The sequence below is a fragment of the Knoellia koreensis genome (genome assembly GCF_013041615.1).
GTDB lineage: Bacteria > Actinomycetota > Actinomycetes > Actinomycetales > Dermatophilaceae > Pedococcus > Pedococcus koreensis.
Genome location: NZ_JABEPQ010000001.1, coordinates 944,306 through 960,976, shown reverse-complemented (window position 1 = coordinate 960,976; position 16,671 = coordinate 944,306). Strand labels below are relative to the sequence as shown.

General features: G+C 71.0%; 17 protein-coding genes. 6 read left to right on the top strand and 11 right to left on the bottom strand.

Features of this window, described 5'->3' with window-relative positions:
• Window positions 1-87 precede the first annotated feature (87 nt).
• Together HJG52_RS21530 and HJG52_RS21200 are read left to right on the top strand one after the other, a co-directional pair.
• Complete coding sequence (locus HJG52_RS21530) at window positions 88-2,220, top strand: SpoIIE family protein phosphatase (protein ID WP_171242354.1); 2,133 nt, start codon at window positions 88-90, stop codon at window positions 2,218-2,220.
• Window positions 2,221-2,424: 204 nt separating this feature from the next.
• Window positions 2,425-2,550 (top strand): hypothetical protein, encoded by a 126-nt coding sequence (locus HJG52_RS21200; protein ID WP_277352073.1) that lies wholly within the window; start codon window positions 2,425-2,427, stop codon window positions 2,548-2,550.
• A 7-nt stretch (window positions 2,551-2,557) separates the two neighbouring features.
• Here HJG52_RS21200 and HJG52_RS04755 read toward each other — a convergent pair whose 3' ends face one another.
• The 3 genes from HJG52_RS04755 to glnA all read right to left on the bottom strand — a co-directional run bounded on the left by HJG52_RS04755 (window position 2,558) and on the right by glnA (window position 4,993).
• Window positions 2,558-2,977, bottom strand: coding sequence for a YkvA family protein (locus tag HJG52_RS04755; RefSeq protein ID WP_171242353.1), 420 nt, complete (start codon window positions 2,975-2,977; stop codon window positions 2,558-2,560).
• Window positions 2,978-3,385, bottom strand: coding sequence for a hypothetical protein (locus HJG52_RS04750; protein ID WP_171242352.1), 408 nt, complete (start codon window positions 3,383-3,385; stop codon window positions 2,978-2,980).
• A 183-nt stretch (window positions 3,386-3,568) separates the two neighbouring features.
• A complete protein-coding gene (gene glnA, locus HJG52_RS04745; RefSeq protein ID WP_171242351.1) occupies window positions 3,569-4,993 on the bottom strand; it encodes a type I glutamate--ammonia ligase in 1,425 nt (474 codons plus the stop codon).
• 152 nt (window positions 4,994-5,145) lie between these two features.
• On the opposite strand from glnA, the gene HJG52_RS04740 reads away from it, so the two are divergent.
• On the top strand, window positions 5,146-5,622 hold the full coding sequence (locus HJG52_RS04740) for an RDD family protein (RefSeq protein ID WP_171242350.1): 477 nt from the start codon (window positions 5,146-5,148) through the stop codon (window positions 5,620-5,622).
• 92 nt (window positions 5,623-5,714) lie between these two features.
• Here HJG52_RS04740 and HJG52_RS04735 read toward each other — a convergent pair whose 3' ends face one another.
• Window positions 5,715-6,317, bottom strand: a complete 603-nt coding sequence (locus tag HJG52_RS04735) for a PadR family transcriptional regulator (RefSeq protein ID WP_171242349.1) — start codon at window positions 6,315-6,317, stop codon at window positions 5,715-5,717.
• Complete coding sequence (locus HJG52_RS04730; RefSeq protein ID WP_171242348.1) at window positions 6,314-7,141, bottom strand: DUF4097 family beta strand repeat-containing protein; 828 nt, start codon at window positions 7,139-7,141, stop codon at window positions 6,314-6,316. Before HJG52_RS04730 ends, HJG52_RS04735 begins: the two co-directional genes overlap by 4 nt.
• Before the next feature lie 89 nt (window positions 7,142-7,230).
• Between HJG52_RS04730 and HJG52_RS04725 the strand changes: the two genes are divergently transcribed.
• The gene (locus HJG52_RS04725) at window positions 7,231-8,085 is read left to right on the top strand and encodes an ATP-grasp domain-containing protein (RefSeq protein WP_171242347.1); all 855 of its coding nucleotides are present in this window, start codon (window positions 7,231-7,233) and stop codon (window positions 8,083-8,085) included.
• A gap of 3 nt (window positions 8,086-8,088) precedes the next feature.
• On the opposite strand, the gene HJG52_RS04720 is transcribed toward HJG52_RS04725, so the two are convergent.
• The gene (locus HJG52_RS04720; protein WP_171242346.1) at window positions 8,089-8,823 is read right to left on the bottom strand and encodes a DUF4191 domain-containing protein; all 735 of its coding nucleotides are present in this window, start codon (window positions 8,821-8,823) and stop codon (window positions 8,089-8,091) included.
• Between the two features lie 17 nt (window positions 8,824-8,840).
• On the bottom strand, window positions 8,841-9,878 hold the full coding sequence (gene lipA / locus HJG52_RS04715) for a lipoyl synthase (protein ID WP_171243084.1): 1,038 nt from the start codon (window positions 9,876-9,878) through the stop codon (window positions 8,841-8,843).
• A gap of 216 nt (window positions 9,879-10,094) precedes the next feature.
• Here lipA and HJG52_RS04710 point away from each other — a divergent pair, with 216 nt between their 5' ends.
• On the top strand, window positions 10,095-10,628 hold the full coding sequence (locus HJG52_RS04710) for a hypothetical protein (RefSeq protein ID WP_171242345.1): 534 nt from the start codon (window positions 10,095-10,097) through the stop codon (window positions 10,626-10,628).
• 3 nt (window positions 10,629-10,631) lie between these two features.
• On the opposite strand, the gene lipB is transcribed toward HJG52_RS04710, so the two are convergent.
• Window positions 10,632-11,267, bottom strand: a complete 636-nt coding sequence (gene lipB / locus HJG52_RS04705) for a lipoyl(octanoyl) transferase LipB (RefSeq protein WP_171242344.1) — start codon at window positions 11,265-11,267, stop codon at window positions 10,632-10,634.
• Window positions 11,268-11,385: 118 nt separating this feature from the next.
• Window positions 11,386-12,120, bottom strand: a complete 735-nt coding sequence (locus HJG52_RS04700) for a Type 1 glutamine amidotransferase-like domain-containing protein (RefSeq protein ID WP_171242343.1) — start codon at window positions 12,118-12,120, stop codon at window positions 11,386-11,388.
• Window positions 12,121-12,190: 70 nt separating this feature from the next.
• Between HJG52_RS04700 and HJG52_RS04695 the strand changes: the two genes are divergently transcribed.
• Window positions 12,191-13,777 carry a serine/threonine-protein kinase gene (locus tag HJG52_RS04695; protein ID WP_171242342.1) on the top strand — a complete coding sequence of 529 codons (1,587 nt, stop codon included), beginning with the start codon at window positions 12,191-12,193 and terminating at the stop codon, window positions 13,775-13,777.
• A gap of 2 nt (window positions 13,778-13,779) precedes the next feature.
• Here the strand turns inward: HJG52_RS04695 and HJG52_RS04690 are convergent, their stop codons facing one another.
• Together HJG52_RS04690 and sucB are read right to left on the bottom strand one after the other, a co-directional pair.
• Window positions 13,780-14,676, bottom strand: coding sequence for a TIGR01777 family oxidoreductase (locus HJG52_RS04690; RefSeq protein ID WP_171242341.1), 897 nt, complete (start codon window positions 14,674-14,676; stop codon window positions 13,780-13,782).
• Window positions 14,677-14,717: 41 nt separating this feature from the next.
• Entirely contained in the window at window positions 14,718-16,649 is a 1,932-nt protein-coding gene (sucB, locus tag HJG52_RS04685) for a 2-oxoglutarate dehydrogenase, E2 component, dihydrolipoamide succinyltransferase (RefSeq protein ID WP_171242340.1), read from the bottom strand.
• Window positions 16,650-16,671: the final 22 nt, after the last annotated feature.

Below are 16,671 nucleotides of genomic sequence, written 5' to 3'. Positions count from 1 at the left end.
CGTGGACGTCCGGCCCAATCGCCTCATCGAGGGGCCTAGGGTGGGAGCGGCTGCAGGGCTACAACGACACTCGTGGATGGGCTGAGCGTGAGTGAGGGTGCGGAGTCTGCTGCGCGCAGAACGGCGGACCGCTGGGACTGGGCGGCCACGCCGCTGGGACCGGTGGACCAGTGGCCGGCGCGCCTGACTGCTGCATGGGACCTCGTCGTCGACAGCGTCGTACCGATGGCGTTGCTGTGCGGCCCACAGCTGCTGCTGCTCTACAACGACGCGTTCGCCGACCTGCTCGGCCACCGTCACCCGAAGTCGTTCGCCCGCCCCGCCCGCGAGGTGCTGGGCCGGGTGTGGAGCGACCCGCTCGTGGGTCGGCCGTTCGAGGCGACCATGCACTGGGGCACGAGCTTCCTGCAGGAGGCAGCCGAGATCGACGTGCAGCCGCTGAGCGACCGGGACGAGGAGCACCTGGCCACGTTCGTGCGGGCGGGTTCACCGGTGCGCGACGAGGACGGCCGCGTCCTGGCCGTGCTGCACCTGGCCGTCGACACCACCGCGACCGTCGGGCGGTCCCGCGCGGTCGCCCGACTGGCGACCTCGCTGGCGGTGGCGGTGACGGTCGACGACGTCTGCAAGGTCGTGCTCCGCGAGGCCATGGTCGCATTCGACGCGCTCTCGGTGACCTTCTGCCTGCCCTCACCCGGCCCGTCGGGGTGGCGCATGGCCCGGCGTCACCGGGTCGAGGAGCTGTCACCCGACGAGGAGCGGCTGCCGCTCATCTGGTCGGAGGTGACGCCCGACCTTGCGGCCCTCGTGGACGAGGTGACCGCCGGTTCGGACCTGCACGTGCAGCCCGGCGGCGAGACCGTGGCGATGCCGCTGCGCGAGGGTGAGGTCACCGCCGCCCTGGTGATCCACCGCCAGGCCAGCGCGGTGCCACGCGACGTGCTGGGCATGGCGGCCCCGTTCCGCGAGCTCGTCGCCGAGGCTTTGCGCCGGGCCGTCGTCTACGACGCCGAGCGGTCGACTGCCGAGCTGCTGCAACGCACCCTGCTGCCGCCCAACCTCCCGCAGTCCGACCAGGTGAGCATCGCCGCCCGCTACGAGCCGGTGTCCGAGGGCACGGTCGCCGGTGGCGACTTCTACGACTCGTTCTTCCTGCCCGACGGACGCCTCGCCCTCGTCATCGGCGACGTCGCCGGACGCGGTGTCATGGCTGCCACGGTCATGGGCCAGGTGCGGGCGGCGATCCGAGGCGCGGCACTCACCGACCCGTCACCCGCCACCGTCATGGCTGCCCTGGACCGAGTCGTCACCGATCTCAACGACCTGTGGCCGGCGTCGATGCCGCTCGGCACGACCAGGGCCCGCCCGGGCATGTCGTTCGGTGGGGAGCTCTTCGTCACCCTCCTGTACGGCGCGATCGACCCCTCCACCGGCGACCTGCAGGTGGCCAGCGCCGGCCACCCACCACCGGCGCTGCTGGCGGGGCGCGAGTCCCGCGCCGACGGCATACCTCGCGGTCGGCTGATGTCCATGGACGTCGGCCCGCCGCTCGGGATCCCCGGCGAGCGCCCGGTGGCGCGGGTCCGGCTCACGGTCGGCGACATGCTGCTCGCCTACACCGACGGGTTGCTCGAGCGTCGCGGCATCTCGCTGGAGCACAGTGAGGCCCAGCTCGTCGCGGTGCTCGGCGCGATCCCACCCAGCAGCCCGCGGCGGGTGGCGCAGTTCGTCGTCGACGCCATGCTCGAGACGTCCGGGCAGGAGGACGACTGTGCGGTCCTGGCCGTCGGGCGCTCGCCTGCGGGGTACCGCCGGGTCGCCATCGTCGTGCCGCCCCTGCCCGAGTCCGTGCGCGCCGCCCGCGAGTGGGCGCGCCGCGAGCTCGACGACTGGGCCATCAGCGAGAGCGACCAGCACACCGTCATCACCGGCATCTCCGAGCTGATCACCAACTCGGTGCTGCACGCGGGCACCGAGTCGCACCTGTCGATGGACCTCGACTCCGGCGTGCTGACGGTCACCGTCTCGGACAGCGGCAACCGGGGCGAGCCGCTGCTCACCGGCGCCGACCCCATGGCGGTGCGGGGGCGTGGCCTGTCGCTGGTCAAGGCGATCAGCGACGCGTTCGGCGTGCACCGCACCTCCGCCGGCACGACCGTGTGGTTCGAGGTCGAGGTGCAGCCGTCCATGGCGCCGCCGGTGTCGATCCGCCTCGCCTGAGGCCGGCGGCCTGCGCCGGATGGGGTATGCCGCGCTCGCGCGTTCGTGCTCCCTCATCCGTTCGGCCAGTCTTGCGTCATCCAACGGAGGAAGCACGGCATACTGCTGCCTGCACTCAATGGTGAGAAGGCAACCTCTCCATGTTCACCCCAGCCAGTCCTCAGCCCCCGAAAGGACGCCCTGGCCGACATGTGGAACCGACTGATGGACCGCATTGCCCCGATGATGGACGAGGACCTCTCGCTCCTGGACCGCGCCGACGGCCTGGGTCAGCGGGTCGCCGACACCGACGTGTCCGCACCGGTCGTGGTCGTCCCGACGCTGGCCTGAACGACTCTCACGCGGGTAGGCCGGCCAGCCGCCGCACCGCCCGCAACCCCTCCGGCGTTCCCGGCCAGTGCCGGTCGAGCGCCTCGGGGCCGGCCGCCTTGGTCACCGAACGCAGGGCGAGCGCCACGACGACCGCGTCGTCGGCATAGCCGATCACCGGCAGGAAGTCGGGGACGAGGTCGATGGGCAGCGCCAGATAGGCGAGCAGCAGCCAAAGGCGCACCCGTATGCCGCGGGGGAGCGTCTTGTCGGCGGCCAGCCGCTTGAGCAGTCGCACCAGGTCGGGTAGCAGCCGCAGCGCGTCCTTGACCGACAGGTCGTCGGGCCGGCCGAGCCACAGGGCCGCGATGAGCGCGCCCCACAGCAGCACGAGCCCACCCACGACGCCGAGCGCGATCGTCCACCAATGTTCCCGCACGGTCACCATCTAGGAGCGGCCGCGACCTCTGCGACGAAACCAGCCCTGCCGAGGTTCGCCCGGCGCGGCGCCCGAACCACCAGCCGCGGGATAGAACTCGCCCTCATCCCCTTGGACCCGGGCTCCGAGCCGATCAGCAACAGAAACCAGCCAAGCAATGGTCTCGTCGTCGGGGTTCTTCACCACGAGCTGCCCTTCGCTGAACAGAACCGGCACCGGGCCATTGCCATGGCCGATCCACTCGGCCAGGCCGTCATCTTCCATCCGGATCGTTTCGCCCGAAGGAGTAGTTGCCTCGATCGAACCAGTTGCACGCAGATCGTTGGACGATTCGACGAACTCAGCCCACTCGTCGAGCGGAATCGGTTCGGCCTCAAACCATTCGTCGCCGCGGAAGACGTGGAGGTCGTAGCCCATGGCGGAACGCTATCGCCCAAGGCGCCGGACCAGCAGCCCTCCCGTGGACCTCCCGCCGCCGTCCTGCTGGCACGGCAGAGCCCGACCCAGACAACCGCCCAGGTCGGGCTCGTGCCTCATCCGCGGAACCATCGGGCCCGCTGACCCGCAACGGCGCAGGTTAGCCGGCCCGGGGCTTCGGGATCAGATGTCGTAGTACATCTCGAACTCGTGCGGGTGCGGGCGGAACCGGATCGGGTCGACCTCGTTCTTGCGCTTCCAGTCGATCCAGGTCTCGATGAGGTCCTTGGTGAACACGTCACCCTCGAGCAGGAACTCGTGGTCGGCCTCGAGCGCGTCGAGCACCTCGGGCAGCGAGCCGGGCACCTGCGCGATGGCGTCGTGCTCCTCTGGCGGCAGCTCGTAGAGGTCCTTGTCCACCGGCTCCGGCGGCTCGATGCGGTTCTTGATGCCGTCGAGACCGGCCATCAGCATCGCCGAGAAGGCGAGGTAGGGGTTGGCCGACGGGTCGGGCACGCGGAACTCGATACGCTTGGCCTTGGGCGAGTCACCCGTGATCGGGATGCGCACGCAGGCGGAGCGGTTGCGGGCCGAGTAGACCAGGTTGACCGGCGCCTCGTAGCCCGGCACGAGCCGGTGGTAGCTGTTCACGGTCGGGTTGGTGAACGCCAGCACCGCCGGCGCGTGCTTCAAGAGCCCACCGATGTACCAGCGCGCGATGTCGGACAGGCCGCCGTAGCCGCGCTCGTCGTAGAACAGCGGCTCGCCGTCCTTCCACAGCGACTGGTGGCTGTGCATGCCCGAGCCGTTGTCACCGAACAGCGGCTTCGGCATGAAGGTGACGGTCTTGTCGTTGTTCCACGCGACGTTCTTGATGATGTACTTGAACTTCAGCACGTCGTCGGCGGCCTGCTTCAGGGTGTTGAAGCGGTAGTTGATCTCCTGCTGGCCGGCGGTGCCGACCTCGTGGTGGGCGCGCTCGACGGACAGCCCGGCATCGTTCAGCGCGAGGGTCATCTCGTCACGGATGTCGGCGAAGTGGTCGACCGGCGGCACGGGGAAGTAGCCGCCCTTGTACCGGGTCTTGTAACCCTTGTTGCCGCCCTCCTCCTCACGACCGGTGTTCCAGGCGGCCTCGATCGACTCGATGAAGTAGTAGCCGGCGTTGGCCTTGGTCTCGAACCGCACGTCGTCGAAGACGTAGAACTCGGCCTCGGCACCGAAGTAGGCGGTGTCGGCGATGCCGGTCGACTTGAGGTAGGCCTCGGCCTTCGCGGCGATGTTGCGCGGGTCGCGCGAGTACTCCTCACCCGTGAACGGGTCCACGATGGAGAAGTTCAGGATGAGCGTCTTCTCCTTGCGGAACGGGTCGAGGTAGGCGCTCGTGGGGTCCGGGATGAGCTTCATGTCGGACTCGTGGATCGCCTGGAAGCCGCGGATCGAGGACCCGTCGAACATCTGGCCGTTCTTCATGAAGTCCGCGTCGACCGTGTCGGCGGGCACGTTGAAGTGCTGCATCACGCCGGGCAGGTCGCAGAACCGCACGTCGACGAACTTGACGTCCTCGTCCTTGATGAACTTCAGGACCTCGTCAGCGTTGCTGAACAAAGTGAGTGCCTCCTGGTGGTGGGGCGGCGGGCATCGGGGCACGACGCGTGCACGACGGTTCCGCTCGGGGTCGGGTTCGACCCTAGTGCGCCGGGATTTCCCGCCCATGACCCGTATGTTTCGCCGGTGTTACGCCGTGAGAGGCTGGGCGCGTGGTCGACCGCAAGGACATCGGCTCCTGGCTGGAAGGCCCGGGGGCACGCACGGGCAGCTCGTCGGCATACCCCGGAGAGCGTCTCGGTATGCCGCGTGCCGGCGCCGGTTCGATGGGTCGCTTCGGGCGACGCCTCGTCGGCGTCGTCATCGACTGGGTCCTGTGCAGCCTCATCGCGACCGCGTTGTTCCGCGTGCCCCTGCCGTTCACGGCGGTGGCGACGGGCAGCCAGTCACTCATCGTGCTGGGCATCTTCGCCCTCGAGAACCTGCTCCTGGTCGGCACCCTCGGGTCCACGCTCGGTCACCGGGTCGTCGGCCTGCGTGTCCTGTCAGCCGACGGCGCGGCCGCCCGACCCTTCCAGGTGCTGGTGCGCACCATCCTGCTCGCCCTGTTCCTGCCGGCGATGTTCTGGGACAAGGACGGTCGCGGCCTGCACGACAAGGCGGCGGGCACCGTCATCGTCCGCACCTGAGCGCGCACCCGCACCCGCCCACTGCGCCGCAGCCGCCGCGAGGCTGAGCGCCGTCGCGGGGGAGCAGGGCCGGAACCGGACGGGGTGGACGCTCATCGCCGGTTCAGCACCTCACGGATGCGGTCGGTCGCCTCGGTGACGATCGCCGCGATCTCCCGGGTCTGCTCGGCGGTGAGCCCGTGCTTGCGCCAGGCGGTGCGTGCCTCGGTGCGCAACTCGTGCACGGCATTCTCGAGGTCGCGAAAAGCCTTGGGGTCGGCGGAAGTCCAGCTGCTCCACGCCTCACCGCCGACCGGGGTCGCGCCGCGCCGGGCCTCACGAGCCGCAGCCTTGAGCTCGGCCCGCAGGTCACTCGCCTGCCCCCGGACCCGGGATCGCACCTGCTCGGCCAGCTCGCGCACCGACAGGTCGAGGTCGGCCTGCAGGTTGGCCAGGTCGTCCTGGCGCTCACGCACCTCCTCTCGGCCGGCGTCGGTGATCGAGTAGACCGCCTTGCGCCCCTCGTCGGACCGCTCGACGAGGCCCTCCTCCTCGAGCTTGGCGAGGCGGGGGTAGACCGTGCCGGCGCTGGGGGAGTAGAGCCCGTTGAAGCGCTGCTCGAGGTCCTGGATCACCTCGTAACCGTGCCGCGGGCCGTCGGCGAGCAGGGCCAACAGGTAGAGCCTCAGCTGGCCGTGCGCGAAGACCGGGCTCATGACGCCTGCGCCCCGGTCACTGCGCGCAGGAGCACGATGCTGCCGGTGGCGGCGCTGGCGTCGAGCTTGATGCCACCGTCGCCGCCACGGACGCGCTCGCCCTTCTTCTGTGCCTGCCGGCTCACCGAGTGGCCGTCGACGACCACCTGCCCGGTGCCGGTGGCGCCCTTGACGTCATACCCGTCGTGGGCACTGCGGACCGTGACGTCGCCCGACACCGAGCTCGAGGAGATGGTGCTGGCGGTGTTGACGAGGTCGAGGGTGACGTCACCGCTGACCGTGTTGATCTTCACCGACGGCAGGTCGCTGTGCTGGGCCGTGACCGCGCCCGAGACCGTGTTGACCGTCAGCGGCCCGGTGAGCTCGACACACTCGACGTCACCGGAGACGGTGTTGACGTCGATGTCGCCGACGATGTCGTCGAGGGTGAAGCCGCCAGAGACCGTGTTGGCCTTCGCCTCCGCGCGCAGCCCCGCGAGCAGTCCGCTCGCGCTGACCGTGCTGACCTTGGTGCGGGTCGACTCCGGCACCGAGATGCTGAGGGTGACCCGGTTGCGCTCGGGTACGTCCACCAGCTGCTTGAGCTTGGTGAGGATGTTCTGGCCCCACGTGCCGTGCGTGATCTTGATCTGCGAGCCATCCCATTCGACGGTCAGCGGGCTGCCCTGGACCTGCGAGACCTCGACCCGCGCCGTGGGGGAGTCGTCGTGGGTGACGACGTCGACGTGTCCGCCGACGATGCCGACCTGCAGCTCGCGCACCAGCTCGTCGTCGCCACCGATGTCGATCACCCGCGGGCTCTCGACCTGCCACTGCTCTGCCATGATGAGTCCTCTCATTCGCGTTATATCGCGTTGTCGGAAACACGTTATATCGCGAGTGTCGCGTTGGCAAGCACGGCACAATGGGCGCCGTGACCGCCCGCCGAATCGCCCTGTGCACCTGGAGCAACCACGACTACGTCGACCCCGAGGCCGAGCAGGTTGCGGACGAGCTGGTCCGTCGAGGCCACGACGCGCAGGTCGTGCACTGGGACGCGGGCGGTGACTGGGCGGCATACGACCTCGTCGTGGTCCGCTCGACGTGGGACTACTTCGACCGGCTAGAGGAGTTCCTCGGCTGGGTCGACCGCGTCGACTCGGTCACGCGAATCGTCAACAGCCCCAAGGTGATTCGCTGGAACTCCCACAAGGGCTACCTCGCCGAGCTGGCGGCACGCGGCATACCAGTCCTGCCCTCACTCGCCCTCGACCACGGCGCACCCGACCCGGTCGGGCAGCTGCGCGGCACGGGCTGGGACGAGGTCGTGGTCAAGCCGGCGGTCGACGGTGGTGCCTTCAAGGCGCTGCGCGGGCTCGCCGCGAGCGACGAGGTCGCCGCCCACGTCACCGACCTTGTGCGGCGAGGCGACACGATCGTCCAGCCATATGCCGCGAGCGTCGAGCTGGGGGAGACCTCGCTGTTCTTCTTCGGCGGCGAGCTGTCGCACGCCGTGCGCAAGGTGCCCAAGCCGGGCGACTACCGGGTGCAGGCGCTGCACGGCGGGGCCGAGCTCGAGCACCTGCCGACCAGCGGCGAGGTCGAGGTGGCGCGGGCCGCGATGGCGCTGGCGCCGGACGAGCTGGTCTACGCCCGGGCCGACTTCATCGACGTGGACGGGCAGCCGACGCTGATGGAGCTCGAGCTGATCGAGCCCGACCTGTTCCTGCGGATGGACGAGGGCGCGCTCGGGCGCTACGCCGACGCCCTGGAGTCTGCGCTCAGCTGACCGTCAGCGGCCGCGCATCGCCTTGCGGTCGACACGCGCACGCATGGGGTCCATGCCGGCGGGGATCGGCGGGCGCATGCCACCGAGGGCCTTGAGCCGCTTGTTGACCGCGGCCGCCTCCTCCTTGGTGAGCACCGGCTTCATGCGGGTCATCTTCGAGCTCAGCTTGCGCGCCGGCAGCTGGTCCTCGCCGTCGCCGACGACGAGCAGGGTGACGGGCACGCCGGGGGCCACACGCTCGACCTTCTTGCGCTCCTGCGTGAGCAGCTTGGAGCGGCGGGCGGCCGTGCCCTCACCGATGAGCACGACCCCGGGGCGACCCACAGCGCGGAAGACGAACGCCGCCCCGGACATGTCGTCGGGGCGCGTGCCGCGGGCGCCGTCGAGGGCGACCGGCTGCTGGTCGTAGTACCAGCCACGCCGCAGCCCGGACAGGGCGGCACCGGCGGCGCCGGGCTGGCCCTCCAGCGAGCGGTAGGCGGCGCGCTCGGCCTTGCGCGACAGGACGACCATGGCGGCCAGGAGGCCGAGCGGGATCGACAGGACGAGGGCGTAGACCCAGTGACCGACCGCCAGACCGATCGCGACACCGACGAGGACGACGGCGAGGAACGCCAGCAGCATCCACCACGGGATGGTGGGGTCGACCTTGCGGGCGGCATTGAAGACCTGCCCGACCTGCCGGAACCGACCCGGCTCCTTGGGCGTGTCTGACTGCTGCTTTTCCTTGCGGGCCATGAGGGTCAGGATACCTGTCAGGCGGGGGTGCCCAGCGCGCCCGGCGTGCGGGCGGCCACGAGCGAGGCGGCCTCCTGGCGGGCGGGGTCGGACGCGGCGTCGGCGAGGTGCTGCAGGTGCTCGGGGATCTCGCGACCCCACTTGCGCATCGCGGTCGCCCACAGGCGTCCGGCGCGGTAGGACGAGCGCACGAGCGGTCCCGCCATGACGCCCTTGAACCCGATCTCCTCGGCGACCTCGCTCCAGTGGACGAACTCCTCCGGCTTGACCCACCGGTCGATCGGGTGGTGCAGCTTGGAGGGACGCAGGTACTGGGTGATCGTCAGGATGTCGCAGCCCGCGTCGTGCAGGTCGCGGATCGCCTGCTCGACCTCGTGGTCCTCCTCGCCCATGCCGAGGATGAGGTTGGACTTGGTGACGAGCTCGGCGTCGCGGGCCATCGACAGGACCTTGAGCGACTTCTCGTAGGTGAAGGCCGGTCGGATCTGCTTGAAGATGCGCGGCACCGTCTCGAGGTTGTGCGCGAACACCTCGGGCCGGGCGTCGAAGACCTGGCCGACCAGCTCGGGCTTGGCGCCGAAGTCGGGGGGCAGGATCTCGACGCCGGTGTGGGGGTTCTTTGCGTGGATCTGGCGGATCGTCTCGGCGTAGAGCCAGGCGGCGCCGTCGGGCTGGTCGTCGCGCGCGACGCCGGTCACGGTCGAGTAGCGCAGCCCCATCTGGGCGACCGACTCGGCCACGCGGCGCGGCTCGTCGAGGTCGAGGGCCAGCGGGCGCCCGCTGGCGATGTCGCAGAAGTCGCAGCGCCGGGTGCAGATGTCGCCACCGATGAGGAAGGTAGCCTCACGGTCCTCCCAGCACTCGAAGATGTTGGGACAGCCGGCTTCCTGACAGACGGTGTGCAGGCCCTCGGTCTTCACCATCGAGTTCAGCTTGGTGTACTCCGGCCCCATCTTGGCGGTGGTGCGGATCCACTCGGGCTTGCGCTCGATCGGCGTCTCGGCGTTGCGCGCCTCGACGCGCAACAGTCGACGGCCCTCGGGTGCGACGGTCACGAAGACTCCCTTGCCTTGCGTTCGGTGCGCCTCGCTCGACAGGTATGCCGCGTGGGCGCGGTAACGCCCGGAGGTCACCGGGCGTCCTTCAAGGGTACGCCTGCGCGTTTCGGGGTATTCCCGCAGGGACCGCGTGCGGGGACGGGGGACCTGTGGACAACCCCGTCGGTCGTGGCGCCGCTCGCCCTACTCTCGCGACATGGGGACGAAGGCGACATGGTGACGAAGTACGTGGGGATGACCTACCCGGGCACCACTGCGCCGGGACCGGCGCAGCGGGTCGAGGTCCTGAGCCGCCCGTGGCTGCTGCGCTCGACCCGACCGATGGCCGAGGCCCTGGGCGACGTCAGCGGTGCCACGAACGGGTTCGAGCCGGATACCCGGTGGCGGCCGATGTCGGACACGCGTGACATCTGGAGGGGGCGCCAGCAGGTCACTGCTGCCTACTTCGTCGGCCTCATCGCCCTGTGCGTCCTGCCTGCCCTGGTGGAGGTGCTGGCCCTGTTGGTCGCGTGGCCGTTCTGGCTCGTCGCTCTGCGTTTCGCGCGGGTTCCACGGACCGTCGTGGTGCGTGAGGGCAGCCGGGTCGTCCACGCGCGGCGGGTCGGCAACCGGGCCGAGGCCGATGACCTGGTCGCCCTGTGGCGTGAGCGGGTCGGTCGCGGCGAGCCGGTGGAACCGGAGCCGACCGACTTCAGTGACTTGCTCGTGCGGCCACGGCGAGGACGGCGGTCGCGGACCGGATCGTGAGGGTCACGCGTTGCCGAGGACGTCGGTGAGGTGCTTCTCGGCGTAGGGGAGCACGTCCTGGACGGTGACCTGGCGACCGGACTCCTGGCTGATCGAGCTCACGTCGGCGTCGTCGATGCCGCAGGCGACGATGTTGTCGGCCCAGGACAGGTCGGCGTCGCAGTTGAGCGCAAACCCGTGCATGGTCACCTGCTTGCTGACGCGCACGCCGATGGCCCCGAGCTTGCGGTCCGGCCCCCGGTCGTCCGCCAGCACCCAGACGCCCGAACGACCCTCGACGCGCGTGGTCTCGACACCGAACTCACGGCATACCCGGATCATGACCTCCTCGAGGCGACGCACGTGGGCGACCACGTCGATGGGGGCGCCGTGCAACCGCACGATCGGGTAGCCCACGAGCTGGCCGGGACCGTGCCAGGTGATGAGGCCCCCGCGGTCGACCTCGACGACCGGCGTCCCGTCCTTGGGGCGCTGGTGGTCCTCGGTGCGCTTGCCCGCGGTGTAGACGGGCTGATGCTCGAGCAGCAGCACGGTGTCCTCGCCGCCGTCGACCACGCGGTGGTGGACCTCGCGCTGGAGCGCCCACCCGGCCTCGTAGTCGACGAAGTCAGGGGCGAAGCCGACGTGCTCGAAGCGCATGTCGTTCACAGTACGCCCCACGTCGGACCATCCCGCCGACACCTCCTCGGGCGAACTTTGGCCCAAAGTTCGCCCTGGCGCGGAAGGTTCCAAGCACAGGGGAACTTTGGGCCAAAGTTCAGGTGGTGGGCAGCCGGCGTGGCTCGATCCGCTCTTCGACGGCCCGGTCGCCCTCGCGGGTGACGACGTAGGCGCCCTTGCCGTCGCGCTCGCTGACGGCTTCGACGAGCTCGGTGCCCCGGTAGACCAGGCCCACCCCGTCGTCGGTGCAGTGGGTCACGGGGAGCGTGCCGTCGGCCACGAGGCGGTGCACGAGTGGGCGGCGGCGCTCCTCGGAGTCGTAGTGGACGCCGTTGCCGTAGGGCAGCAGTGCCAGGCCGTTCGTGACCGCGCGCAGCTCGGGGCCGAACGAGTCGGTCGTCCCGCCGGCATACCAGCAGATCGAGCCGGCCGAGACGCCGGCGAGCACCACACCCGCCTCCCACACGCGCCGGAAGACCGGGCGCAGGTCGTGCACATCCCACAGCGCCAGGAGCCCGGCGACCGAGCCGCCGTTGACCCACACGACGTCCTGCTCGAGCAGGTGCCCTTCGATGTCGTCGAGGTTCGGCATGGGGAAGAGGTAGAGGTTGGTGAAGTCGAAGCCGGCGACGCGGGCTGCGTCGTTCATCTCGGCACCGAGCCAGCGCTGGTCGCCACTCGCGGTGGGCAGGTGCGTGACCTTGGGGCGGCGCCCGGTCGCGCCGGACAGCTCGACCGCGTGGTGGATCAGCGCGTCGAACTCGAAGTCGGTGCGCTTGCCCCGTCGGTAGCCGCCGGAGGTCGCGAGGATGGTGGGCTGGTCGGTGGCCATGGTGCCCGACTCTAGGGGGCCTGTGGACAACGGCCGTGGCGGGTTCGCCGATCCGAGCAGACTGGATGCCATGGCTCCCACGACGTCGCCGCCCAGCGTTCCGGGGTACCGCCTCGGTGAGCCGCTCGGACGCGGCGGCACGGGAGGTGTGTGGGCGGCGACCCGGGAGCGCGACCAGCGCGACGTCGCCGTGAAGGTCGTGCCGCTGGTGGGGGAGGACGACGGTGCGCAAGCGGCGCGCGAGCTCGCCGTGCTCGCGCAGGTGGAGGTCGACGGCCTGGTGCCGTTCCACGAGGCGCTCGCCCTCGACACCGACCCTCCGGCGCTGGCCGTGGTGCTCGACCGCGTCGGTGGGGGGACGCTCGCGTCGGCCGTGTCCGCGCGAGGCCACCTCAGCGTGGGGGAGTCGGTCACGGTCCTCGCACCGGTGGCGCGGGCCCTGTCCGAGCTACACGCCCTCGGCGTCGTCCACGGCGACGTCTCACCTGGCAACGTGCTGCTGCGCCTCGACGGCCGGCCGCTGCTCGCCGACCTCGGGGTCGCCCGGGTGGCTGGCGACGGTGACCGGATGGCCTGGGGCACCGACGGTTTCGTCGCGCCGGAGGTGCTCGACGGTGGCCGCGCGGGGGCGTCGGCCGATGTGTATGCCGTGGGGGCGCTCGCGTGGTGGTGCGTCACCGGGGCGGCCCCGGGGATTGCCGCGCTGCGGCCGCCGATCCAGGAGGTCCTGCCGGGGCTGCCTGTGGCGTGGGCGGAGCTGACGAGCCGTGCGCTCGCCGGCGACCCGGGGCTGCGTCCGAGCGCCGCCGAGCTGGCCCTGGGCTACTTCGACGCAGCGCCCTGCGAGCCGCTGCGGATGACGGTCGGTGGTGACGAGACCTCGTTGCTGACCCACCGCATCCGGGCGGGCAGTGCAGACCCCGGCGGCAGGCCTGCGACGGAGAAGCCCCCGTCGCGGGTGGAGTCGCTGCGCCGCGCCGTGGGCACGGGGTCGGCTCGGCTGGCCGGCCTGGTGGACCGGCGCCGCCGGCCAGGACTCGTGGACCTGCGCCGCGGGCCGGCCCCTGCCCGGCACCGCGGCTCCACGGCGGGCGGGGGTCGCCGCCTGGCGCTGGGTGGGCTGGCCTTCGTCCTCGCCACGGCTGGTGCGGGCCTGCTGCTGCACCAGGCGGGGGACGGCCAGGCGGCTGCGGGGCCACGGGTCCCGCGCGTGGCGACCTCGCCGGTTCCGACGACGGCGACTCGCGTCGTGCAGGACCGCCGGGCGCCCAGCCGCAACCTCGCCCAGCTGGTGGCCGCGTTGGCCAATGAGCGCGCCGAGGTCATGAACACCGGTGACGCGACCCGGCTCGCGTCGCTGGACGCCCCCGGCTCCGAGGCGCTGGCCCAGGACACCCGGACGTTGCGGCAGGTGCGCGACCGCAACGCGCACTACGCGGGGGTGCGGCTGACGGTGGGCGTCGCCCGCCTCGTGTCCGTCTCACCCAGCAGGGCCGAGGTCGACGCCCGGGTCGACACCGCGGCATACGACGTCGTGACGGCGAGCAGCACCCGGCGGATGCCGGCCGCGACCGGTGCGCAGCTGCGGTTCACCCTCGTGTGGCACGACGGACGCTGGAAGGTCTCGTCGGTGCGTGAGCCGGGCGCGGTGTCCTGACCTCAGCCGTGCAGGGCGGCGTGGATCGCCGACCCCACGGTGGTGTCGGTGTACTGAAAGCCGCTGTCCTGCAACAGGTTCGGCATGACCCGCTTGCTCGTGAGCACCTCGTCGGCGAAGCCGCCGAGCACGGCGCGGATGCCGAACGCCGGGGCGGGCAGGAGGGCAGGCCGGTGGAGCTGGCGGCCGAGCTCGCTCGCCACCTGGCGCTGTCGTTCCGGCTGCGGGCCGACGAGGTTGACCGGGCCGGTCAGCTCGGGGTGGTCAATCAGCCAGACCAGGCCGGCGACGGTGTCGCGCAACGAGATCCAGGGCCACCACTGCCTGCCCGAGCCGAGCGGTCCGTTGATGCCGAGCCGGGCGAGCGGCACCATGCGGGCCATCGCGCCGCCGCCCGCGGCGAGGACGAGACCGGTGCGTGAGAGCGCGACGGGCAGACCTGCTTCGCGGGCCGGGTCGGCGGCTGCCTCCCAAGCCAGCACGACCTCGGTGAGGAAGCCCTCACCGGGCGCCGACTGCTCGGTCAGCACCTCGTCGCCGCGGTCGCCGTAGAAGCCGACGGCCGACCCGCTGACCAACCGCACGGGGTGGTCGAGGTCGACGAGCGCCCGCACGAGGGTCGTGGTCGAGTCGACGCGGGAGGCGAGGATCTGCTGCTGGTAGTCGGGGGTCCAGCGGTGGTCGCCGACGCCGGCACCGGCGAGGTTGACCGCTGCGGTGACGCCCTCCAGGTCGGCGGGGTCGAGGACACCTGCGGCCGGGTCCCACTGCACCTCGTCCGGTTCCTCGGGCGGGCGGCGGACGAGCCGCACGACCTCGTCCCCACGCGCCCGCAGGAACGCCGACAGCGCGCTGCCGATCAGGCCGGACGAACCGGTGATGGCAACGCGCTGTCGCATGGTGCTCCGTGGAACTGGTTGGGGCAGAGGGGATTCGAGGATCAGACCTCGAACTTGCCCTCCTCGAGCCGGGTCTTCATCGCGGTGAGGAATCGTGCTGCGTCGGCGCCGTCCACGACCCGGTGGTCATAGGACAGGGCGAGGTAGACCATCGAGCGGACCGCGATCGTCTCGCCGCCGTCGGGGTCGGCCACGACGACCGGTCGCTTCACGACCGCTCCGGTACCGAGGATTCCGACGTTGGGCTGGTTGATGATCGGGGTGTCGAAGAGGGCGCCCCGGCTGCCGGTGTTGGTCAGCGTGAAGGTCCCGCCCGACAGCTCGTCCGGCATGATCTTGTTGTTGCGCGTGCGATCGGCCAGGTCCGCGATCGCCCGGGCCAGCCCGGCGATGTTGAGGTCACCGGCGTTCTTGATGACCGGCACCAGCAGGCCACGCTCGGTGTCGACCGCGACGCCGAGGTTCTCCTGCCCGTGGTAGGTGATCTGGTCGCCCTCGACGCTGGAGTTGACCTGCGGGTACGCCTTGAGCGCCTCGACGGCGGCCAGCGCGAAGAACGGCAGGAAGCTGAGCTTGGTGCCCTCGCGTGCCTCGAAGTCACCCTTCGCCTTGGCCCGCAGCCGGGCTATCTTGGTGACGTCGACCTCGACCACGGTGGTCAGCTGGGCCGAGACCTGCAGCGACTCGACCATCCGCTTGGCGATGGTCTGACGCAGCCGCGACATCTTCTCGGTGGTGCCGCGCTTGGGCGACACGGGCGCCGGGGCCGAAGCCGCCGGCGCACTGCTCGCTGCGGGAGCCGACGTAGTGGGAGCGGATGCGGCTGGAGCCTGGGCCGGCTCCTGCGCCGCCTTGGCCGCGTCGAGGACGTCCTGCTTGCGGATGCGGCCGCCGACACCGGTGCCCTTGATCGAGCCGAGGTCGACGTTGTTCTCCGCCGCCAGCTTGCGCACCAGGGGAGTGACGTATGCCGACGCGTCAGCCGAGTCGCCGCCGCCGGCCGGAGCGGACGGGGCCTGGGCGGGAGCGGGTGCCTGAGCCGGAGCCTGAGCGGGCGCCGGTGCCTGGGCGGGTGCCGGAGTCTGCTGCTGGGATTGCTGCTGCTCGGGCTCGGACGTGGCCGGCTGGGGCTCCTGCTCGGTGGAGGGCGCCTCGGCCGGGGGAGCCTGCTGCTCCTGCTGCTCCTCCTGCTGCTCAGGGGCGTCCTGCTGCTGCTCCTGCTGTGCGGGAGCGGCGTCGGTGGAGGATCGCGAGTCGCCGCCGGAGCCGCCGATGATGGCCAGGTCGCCACCGACCGGAACGGTGTCGTCCTCCTGGACGAGGATCTTGGTGACGGTGCCGGCCACGGGTGAGGGGATCTCGGTGTCGACCTTGTCGGTCGAGACCTCGAGCAGCGGTTCGTCGACCTCGACCGTGTCACCCTCGGCCTTGAGCCAGCGGGTGACGGTGCCCTCGGTCACCGACTCACCGAGCGCGGGCATGGTCACGGTCTCACCACCGCCACCAGAGTCACCACCGGCCGAGTCGCCGCCGGAGGAACCGCTGTCACCGGAGGACTGCTGCCGCGCCTGCTCCGGCTCGGAGGTGGCCGGCTGGGGCTCCTGCTCGGTGGAGGGTGCCTCGGCGGCAGGGGCCTCCTGCTGCTCCTGCTGGTCCTGCTCTTGCTGGCCCTGCTCCTGCTGCTGGTCCTGCTGCTCGGCACCGCCGGTCTGGCCGCTGTCGCCGCCACCGTCGCTGCCGTCGCCGATCACGGCGAGGTCGGCGCCCACGGGCACGGTGTCGTCCTCGTTGGCGAGGATCTCCTGCAGCGTCCCGGCGACCGGCGACGGGATCTCGGTGTCGACCTTGTCGGTCGAGACCTCGAGGAGCGGCTCGTCGACCTCGACGGTGTCGCCGACGTTCTTGAGCCAGCGCGTCACGGTGCCTTCGGTGACCGACTCACCGAGGGCCGGCATGGTCACGCGTTCAGACATCTGATCGTTCTCCTCTGGTTTG

Coding starts and splice junctions, on each gene's coding strand:
- HJG52_RS21200 (WP_277352073.1), top strand. CDS start 2,425: ATGGACCGCATTGCCCCGATGATGGACGAGGACCTCTCGCTCCTGGAC.
- HJG52_RS04755 (WP_171242353.1), bottom strand. CDS start 2,977: ATGGTGACCGTGCGGGAACATTGGTGGACGATCGCGCTCGGCGTCGTG.
- HJG52_RS04750 (WP_171242352.1), bottom strand. CDS start 3,385: ATGGGCTACGACCTCCACGTCTTCCGCGGCGACGAATGGTTTGAGGCC.
- HJG52_RS04735 (WP_171242349.1), bottom strand. CDS start 6,317: ATGAGCCCGGTCTTCGCGCACGGCCAGCTGAGGCTCTACCTGTTGGCC.
- HJG52_RS04730 (WP_171242348.1), bottom strand. CDS start 7,141: ATGGCAGAGCAGTGGCAGGTCGAGAGCCCGCGGGTGATCGACATCGGT.
- HJG52_RS04720 (WP_171242346.1), bottom strand. CDS start 8,823: ATGGCCCGCAAGGAAAAGCAGCAGTCAGACACGCCCAAGGAGCCGGGT.
- HJG52_RS04710 (WP_171242345.1), top strand. CDS start 10,095: ATGGTGACGAAGTACGTGGGGATGACCTACCCGGGCACCACTGCGCCG.
- lipB (WP_171242344.1), bottom strand. CDS start 11,267: ATGCGCTTCGAGCACGTCGGCTTCGCCCCTGACTTCGTCGACTACGAG.
- HJG52_RS04700 (WP_171242343.1), bottom strand. CDS start 12,120: ATGGCCACCGACCAGCCCACCATCCTCGCGACCTCCGGCGGCTACCGA.
- HJG52_RS04695 (WP_171242342.1), top strand. CDS start 12,191: ATGGCTCCCACGACGTCGCCGCCCAGCGTTCCGGGGTACCGCCTCGGT.
- HJG52_RS04690 (WP_171242341.1), bottom strand. CDS start 14,676: ATGCGACAGCGCGTTGCCATCACCGGTTCGTCCGGCCTGATCGGCAGC.
- sucB (WP_171242340.1), bottom strand. CDS start 16,649: ATGTCTGAACGCGTGACCATGCCGGCCCTCGGTGAGTCGGTCACCGAA.